Origin of the sequence: Pseudogracilibacillus amylolyticus (SeqCode) (assembly GCF_051918545.1) — a bacterium.
In the GTDB taxonomy this organism is placed as follows: domain Bacteria; phylum Bacillota; class Bacilli; order Bacillales; family Amphibacillaceae; genus Pseudogracilibacillus.
Window position 1 is genome coordinate 20,415 of record NZ_JBPPZG010000012.1, and the last position, 8,107, is coordinate 28,521.

The following is an 8,107-nucleotide window of genomic DNA, read 5'->3' on the forward strand; positions in this document are numbered from 1 at the left end:
GATTTCAATGATTTGGGAGATTATTAAAAAACAAGGAATTGTTTTCATGCGCAACAAACAGCAATTATTTTTGCTGCTCATGCTTCCAATTATATTAATATCTATTTTAAGTGCTTCGCTTAGCGGATTTATTAGTGGAGATACAGTAGAGATTGAAGCAAAAGTGGCATTGATTGAAAATAGGCATGAAGCTGAACAAATAGAGAAGTTTGTTCAAGAACTGGAAAGTAGAGAACTTCCCGAAGAAATTAAAATCCCCCTTATTCATACTGCTCGAAACTTGCCGTTCGTGGAACTTCTAAAAGAAGATGCTTTCAAAGAGGTTTCAAATATGATTGAAGTAGTAGAAGTGGCACCAGAAGAAAAAACAACAATCCTAGCCAATGATACGTATACGGCAGTAATTGAAATTCCAGATAATTTTACTTATGATACGTTAATGAGTGTATTACTGAATGAAGGGGAACCGCACTCCATTAACATCTATGAAAATGAAGCGAAAGAAATTGGGGCGAGAGCGGTAAAAAGTGTTGTTGAAGCATTTCAAGAACAACTGACGATGTCTCAATATGCGGCAACGAATCAAATAGACCCTGTTGTATTGGAAGCAGATGCGGAACAAGCTATCGGAACAATTGAATCTATCGGGCAAAGTGAACCGATAAATTCACAGGAATATTATACGATTGGTATGGCTGTGATGAATGTCTTGTATCTTGCAACAGCAATAGGTTCTTTTGCATTTCTTGAAAAACAGTCTCAAGTTTTCAATCGAGTCATCTTATCCAATGTTTCAAGATGGACATATTTCACAGGTATTTTTGCATCTGGAAGCCTTTTCGCATGTATTCAATTACTAATTATCTTTGGCTTTTCGTGGATGATATATGGAGTGGCTTGGCCCGTTTCCCCATTTATTATCGTGACAATTTTTCTTTCTATGGCGGTTGGCGGGTTATCAACGCTACTTACAGCGATCAGCTATCGAATGAATTCTGAATCCGTCATTAATTTTTTCTCCACTATTTTAATCGCATTTTTGGCTCTACTTGGAGGAAGCTTTTTCCCAATTGGAGAAATTTCTAATGTCATCCAATGGGTTGGAGATTTTACGCCAAATGGAGCAAGTATGAGTGCTTATTTAGCCCTTTTACGTGGCGATGAATTCATTCAAATTATTCCGCACTTAAGTTTTTTACTCATTTTCACAGCTATACTACTTCTTGTGGCAGTGTTTAGCTTTCCAAAAAGGGGGCAAATCTGATGAGTGGAATTTTTATCGCAAAACTTAAATGGTTATACCGAGATCCTTGGACATTTATTTTGATGACATTTATGTCAATTCTGTTTGCCCTTATTATTGGTGGCGACAGTTTTGCAAAAGTAACCGTACCTGCTCTTGCAGAAGATGAACAAGTAAAAGATATTGTTAACATGTTAGAGGATCAAAATGTTTTTGAAATTGAGTGGGTTTTAGATAAGAATGAATTAGATAAAAAAATAAGTAGTGGGAAGCGAGAGTTTGGATTACTTTTACGGCAGGATAATTTTAAAATAATCGTAGGCATAAACTCACCGAATGTAAATTTACTCGAACAGTCAGTGGAAAATGCTTATATTAAAAAGAAGCAAATTAACGAGTTAGAGGTAGTTTTACATCAAAATAATCTAAAAAAAGAACTATCTACGAACCCTGTCTTTCAATTGAAATCGGAATCCTTTCATGGCAAAAATGCATTTATTTACGATGGCAATTTGCATCCGCTTTTTGGATTTTCATTATTTTTTGTCATCTATACGGTTGCTTACAGTGTGTTTCAAATAGTAATGGAAAAAAATAACGGTTTATGGGATCGGATGATTTTATCACCAGTTCGAAAGTGGGAAATGTACGTAGCTAATTTTCTCTATAGTTTTTTCATCGGCTATAGCCAAGTTCTCATCGTATTTCTTGTGTTTCGTTATATTGTGAAAATTAATTTTCACGGAGCATTTTGGCAAATGGCAATCTCATTAATTCCGTATGTTCTCTCGATTGTCGCTCTATCCATTTTGATAACAGGCTTCGTTAAAACTATCCAGCAATTCAATGCTGTCATACCAATTGTCTCGTTAGGTTCAGCAATGCTTGGAGGTGCTTTTTGGCCACTTGAAATTGTTGAATCAAAATTTATGCTCACATTGTCAAAATTTATGCCTATTACGTACGGAATGGAGGTTCTAAATGGTGCAATTTATGGGTACTCATTTGAACAAATTTTATACCCAGTGAGCATCTTGTTGTTAATGACAGTGTTGCTGACAGGACTTGGGATTCATTTGATGGAAAAAAGATATATTTCTTAATTCGCATGTTTCCACATTATTTGGGGAATATAGAAGACAGTATATTAAAATAATGGAATGATATACATGCGGAATATATGGAATATCTTTAAACTTGATCTTAAAAACATAACAACAAATTGGGTTGTTGCAATTATAATTGGGGGGCTTATTATTTTGCCCTCCCTTTATGCATGGCTAAATATAAAAGCATCATGGGATCCATATGCACAGACAGGTCAAATCCCAATCGGTATTGTAAATGAGGATAAGGGAGCAATGATTCGAGACGAAGAAATTCATGTAGGAGATACGCTAGTTGATACATTACGAAAGAATGATGATTTCAATTGGCAATTTGTAGATCGAGAAAAAGCGATGGATGAAGTTCGATTTGGAAATTATTATGCAGTTATTATTGTACCTGAAAATTTTTCAGAAACGCTTGGTACTGTTATCACAGATGAACCTGAAAAAGCGCAGATAGAATATTATGTAAATGAAAAAATAAATGCGATTGCTCCAAAAATTACCGAAAAAGGTGCTTCCGTTATTGTAGAGCAAATTAGTAGTCAATTTATTGCAACAGTGAATGGAATTATCTTTGAAATATTTAATCAAATCGGTATCGAACTTGAAGCAGATCTTCCAGATATTAAGCAATTTGAAAGCTACATATTTACTTTGGAAGAAAATTTGCCGGAAATTCATGATTTATTAATAAACACTGATCATGATGCAGATGAAGCGGAAAAAATTTTAGCAAAAGCTAATCAAATGATACCAGAAGCAAAATCAATGACAGCAAGTGGATTAAAAGAAGTTAATAAAGCGATAGAAATTCTAAATGAAGCGAAAAATCGCTTAAATGAAATTGGCCCTAAAATAGAAGAAGATTTGGGAAAAGCTCAGACCACATTTCATAAAGTAAATGAATTGTTAAACGATATCTCTACCATTGACTTGAAGCAGAAACGTGAAGCAGCGGTAAACGAGCTCAAAAGCCATATAACCAGTTCTTTAGCTACAATGCAAGAGGTTGAACAAGCACTGGCTCAGGTTCAGGAAAGTTCTGACGCAGAGAATGAAAATATTGCACATGCTTTAGAAAAAATAGCGGCACTTACAATTTCGATAGAACATATGCAAACAGAACTTGAAGGTTTTGGACAGCTGGTGACAGAGAATGAGCAAAAAATAAATGAAATAACTGGTAGAATAACAGAGCTTGGAAATGTGACAAGTACTAATTTAGATGAATTTATTCAAACGTATAAAGAAGATATTAAAGTAGCAGTAGATGAAAAACTTGAAAATGGTAAAAAAACGATTACTCAAGCGAAAAATATGCTAACGGAAATTCAATCAACAATTCCAAAAATTGAAAAATTGCTTGCAAATACAAGTGATCATTTAAATGAAGGAAAAGGTATGCTGAAAAGTGTATTGGGAGAGTTTCCATATATTAATGATAAGGTGAAAGAAGTCGCAAATCGAATTAGAAAATTACAGTCTGAAGCAGATGTATATGATATTATCCAATTGCTACGAAATGATCCAGAAGCAGAACGCGGATTTTTCTCGGAACCTGTAGTATTAAATAAAAATGAATTATTTCCGATTCAAAATTATGGAACTGGAATGACACCGTTTTATACTGTTTTATCACTCTGGGTCGGTTCTTTATTGCTCATCTCACTGCTTTCAACCGATTTACCACATGCAGAAGAAATACTTCCACGAGAGATGTATATTGGGAGATTATTTACTTTTGTGACAATTGGTTTGTTACAAACAGTCATAGTAACCTCAGGGAATATTTTCTTAATTGGGGTAGGAGTGAGTAGTAAGGTTTGGTTCATTCTATTTGGATTATTTATTAGTATTATTTTCATGTTTATCGTTTATACCGTCGTTTCTATTTTTGGAGATGTAGGAAAAGCAATGGCAATTGTTTTACTCGTATTGCAAATTGCCGGATCTGGAGGTACGTATCCTGTCGTATTACTACCAGAATTTTTCCAAGCGATAAACCCATTTTTACCTTTTACATATGCCGTCGATCTCATGCGGGAAGCAGTTGGTGGCATTATATGGAGACGAGTTTTTCACGATATGTTATTCCTTGCCATATTCGGAGTGATTTTTATTTTAGCCGGGTTATTTTTAAAAGGACCTGTTAATAAAACGATGCACAAATTACTTCAATCAAAGGGGTCGCGATTATTCCATTAATAGTGATCCCTTCATTTTAATACGTTTCATTCCTAAAATAAATTTACCATCTAAATCCCTATCTGTAAATAAACACCATGTGAAAAATGCAGATTAATATCTTCATTTCTATTATAATAGAATAAGAGAGCCTCACTTAGAGAGGATGTTCAGAAAGTCCGGTTTATTTACCTTTTTGAACGTATTTAAAGGGGGGGAATAGAAATGAAGAAAAAGAGAAGGAAATGGATGATTGCAATTTCTACAGTTGCCTGTAGTTTATTAATTATAGATGTAGTTGCTAGTATTTATTTTTATAATTTAGCGATAAAACGCGGTCCGAAAGACTTTTTACAAGGAAATGAAGATTTAGAAGTTTCAGCGGAGACGTTAGATGAATTTTTAGAAGGGGATTGGATTACGTGGACGAGAGAACAACCTTTTGAACCAGTTGAAATGACGTCTTTTGATGGGTTAACACTAAAAGGATATTATTTACCGGCTAAAGAGCCAACAAATAAAATAGTAGTTTTCGCTCATGGGTATCTCGGAAACGCTTTCGATATGGGGTTATTTGGGGAGTACTATAATGAAAATCTCGGGTATAATGTGTTTACACCAGATCTCCGCGGGCATGGACAAAGTGAAGGTGATTACTATGGTTTCGGTTGGCATGATCGTCGGGATCTTATCGACTGGATGAATCAATTAATCGAAAAAAACGGTCCAGATACAGAAATCGTCATGCACGGTTTATCAATGGGAGCAGCAACTGTTTTAATGGCTTCTGGAGAAGAATTGCCGTCAAATGTGAAGGCGATTATTGCTGATAGTCCATATACTTCTGTCTATGATCTGTTTGCATACCAGATGAAAAGAATGTTTCATTTACCAGATAAACCAGTGTTACCGACTACGAGTATGGTGACCCAGTTGAAAGCAGACTATTCGCTAACTGAAGCCTCTGCATTGGAGCAAATTAAAAAAACGGACGTACCTATCTTATATATTTCAGGAGAATCAGACACATTTGTACCAACAGAAATGACAAAAGAATTATATGAAAATACGAAAAGCGAAAGTGAGATTGTAACATATCCAGGTGCAAATCATGGAGAATCAATCGTTTTATATCGTGAGGACTATTTAAAGAAAATAACTACTTTCATAGAAAAGTATATGTAAAAAAATTCCTGCCTCATCTATTGGCAGGAATTTTCTCTTATTTCACTTTTTCAAGTGTTAATTGTGCGGCTTTTTCATATGCTTTTTGAAGTTTTCTTGAGATCTCTCCCGGTTTTCCATCGGCAATTTGCTTTTTGTCAACTTCAATGACCGGTAAAACCTCTGAGATACTACTTGTTAAGAACATTTCGTCGGCGTCCTGAATATCATCTACAGTAAATGCTTCTTCAATGAACGGGATGTTTAATTCATTTGCGAATCGTTCAACAGCAATTCGAACACATCCTTTTAAAATTCGATGCGTTGCGGGATGTGTATAAATTTTGCCATCTTTCACAAGAAAGATATTCGATGAGCCACATTCTGTTACACGTCCATCGATATGAAGAATTGCTTCATAACACCCTTGTTCCATTGCAGTCTGCTTTGCCAAGACATTTGGAAGCAGATTTAAACTTTTAATATAGCAATTTTGCCAGCGCTCATCAGGCAATGTAATCGCGCTAACACCGTTTTCTAGATTTTCTACATTACGAGATTGATTTACAAGATATGCATAAATATTTGGCTCAATCTCTTCAGGGAATGTATGAATTCGTGGTGCAGAACCTCTTGATACTTGTAAGTAAATAAAACCATCTTGTTCCATATTATTTCTTGAAATTAATTCAGATAGTAAAGTAATAATTTCGTCTTTTGATTGTTTAATGTCAATTTGGATAGCTTCTAATGAACGTAATAAACGATCAACATGTTCATTTAATAAATAAAGTTTTCCGTTATAAATGCGGATCACTTCATAAACACCATCTCCAAATTGAAGGCCACGCTCTTCAAATGGAAATTGTAAGCTGTCTTTATGTGTAAACTTTCCTTGTGACATAATTATTGGATACATTGACATTCTAAATAATCCCCCATTCCTACATTTGTATTTTACATCTTATTCGTAAGATTGTAAATTAGTTCATTTGTTTCAATTGTTCATGTTATTATTTATTTGAAATAGTTAAATTTTGAAGGAGGTGACTCGTTTGGATGTTGTCACATTGAAAAAAGATATTATTGAATATAGTAAAAAAATTGGCATTGATAAAATTGGTTTTGCCTCGGCAGACGTATTTACTGAATTAAAGCAACGATTAATGGAACGGGAAAAATTAAATTATGCCTCTGGTTTTGAAAAAGGTTCCGTAGAAGAAAGGACAGAACCTAAACAATTAATGGATGGAGCAAAATCTATTATTTCGATTGCACTTGCCTATCCATCAAAAATAAATAATCCACCAAAAAGTAAACCTGGAGAACGGCGAGGGATTTTTTGTCGTGCTTCATGGGGGACAGATTATCATCATGTATTACGTGATCGGCTGGAAAAATTGGCTGCGTATATTCAAACGAGAGTACCTCAGTTTGAATATAAAACGATGGTCGATACGGGTGAGTTAAGTGATCGTGCAGTAGCAGAAAGAGCTGGTATCGGTTTTTCTGGCAAAAATACGATGATTATTACAAAAGAGTTTGGTTCCTGGGTCTATTTAGGTGAAATGATTACAAATATCCCTTTCATTCCGGATAAACCTATAGAAGATAGCTGTGGGGATTGTCGTATTTGTTTGGATGCTTGTCCAACAGGAGCAATTGTGCAAGGTGGACAACTAAATGCACAGAGGTGTTTAGCTTTTTTAACGCAAACGAAAGATTTTCTTCCGGATGAATTTCGGACTAAAATTGGAACAAGAGTATATGGCTGTGATACATGTCAGGCTGTTTGTCCATATAATAAAGGAATTGATTTTCATTTACATGAAGAATTTGAAGCAGATCCCGAAGTTGCAAAACCACTCCTTCGTCCGATGCTCAAAATGTCCAATCGAGAATTTAGAGAAAAATTTGGGGCTGTTTCTGGATTTTGGCGAGGGAAAAACCCACTACAGCGAAACGCGATGATTGGACTCGCACATTTTAAAGATGAAACAGCAGTCGATGATTTAATTGCAGTGATGATGGAAGATGTACGACCAGTAATCCGTGGAACAGCAGCATGGGCTTTGGGTAAAATTGGTACAAAAAAAGCCCGAGAAGCAATTAAAAGGGCACTGATAAAAGAAAAAGATGAACGGGTTATTGTAGAAATGGAAAAAGGATTAGAGCTCACAAAAGTAAAATAGGATATCGGATAAATTTTATCATATATATTAGTGAGAGAAATTTTTATTAAACATCCAATGTTTAAACGCAATTTTTTTCAATAATGAGCCACTTCGCATGTTTATTTGTGACTCCGCATGTTTTGCGAGCCACTACGCATGTTTTGGGGCGATTCAACATGTTGTGTAAGCCACTCTACATCTTAACTCTTGATTCCACATGAAGTACGATC

At 35.1% G+C, this 8,107-nt stretch carries 6 protein-coding genes; 5 read left to right on the forward strand and 1 reads right to left on the reverse strand.

Translation table 11 applies throughout. From position 1 onward, the window contains the following. The first annotated feature begins 7 nt into the window (after window positions 1-7). The 4 genes from ACPYKA_RS02635 to ACPYKA_RS02650 all read left to right on the forward strand — a co-directional run bounded on the left by ACPYKA_RS02635 (window position 8) and on the right by ACPYKA_RS02650 (window position 5,724). Complete coding sequence (locus ACPYKA_RS02635) at window positions 8-1,264, forward strand: ABC transporter permease (protein ID WP_479540866.1); 1,257 nt, start codon at window positions 8-10, stop codon at window positions 1,262-1,264. Beyond that, on the forward strand, window positions 1,264-2,346 hold the full coding sequence (locus ACPYKA_RS02640) for an ABC transporter permease (RefSeq protein WP_479540867.1): 1,083 nt from the start codon (window positions 1,264-1,266) through the stop codon (window positions 2,344-2,346). The genes ACPYKA_RS02635 and ACPYKA_RS02640 overlap by 1 nt, the downstream gene beginning before the upstream one ends. 66 nt (window positions 2,347-2,412) lie before the next feature. Continuing rightward, a complete protein-coding gene (locus ACPYKA_RS02645) occupies window positions 2,413-4,560 on the forward strand; it encodes a YhgE/Pip domain-containing protein (RefSeq protein ID WP_479540868.1) in 2,148 nt (715 codons plus the stop codon). A gap of 204 nt (window positions 4,561-4,764) precedes the next feature. Next, on the forward strand, window positions 4,765-5,724 hold the full coding sequence (locus tag ACPYKA_RS02650; RefSeq protein WP_479540869.1) for an alpha/beta hydrolase: 960 nt from the start codon (window positions 4,765-4,767) through the stop codon (window positions 5,722-5,724). 37 nt (window positions 5,725-5,761) lie between these two features. Here the strand turns inward: ACPYKA_RS02650 and dat are convergent, their stop codons facing one another. Continuing rightward, entirely contained in the window at window positions 5,762-6,628 is an 867-nt protein-coding gene (gene dat, locus ACPYKA_RS02655) for a D-amino-acid transaminase (protein WP_479540870.1), read from the reverse strand. 130 nt (window positions 6,629-6,758) lie between these two features. Between dat and queG the strand changes: the two genes are divergently transcribed. After that, window positions 6,759-7,895, forward strand: coding sequence for a tRNA epoxyqueuosine(34) reductase QueG (gene queG / locus ACPYKA_RS02660; RefSeq protein ID WP_479540871.1), 1,137 nt, complete (start codon window positions 6,759-6,761; stop codon window positions 7,893-7,895). Window positions 7,896-8,107 lie beyond the last annotated feature (212 nt).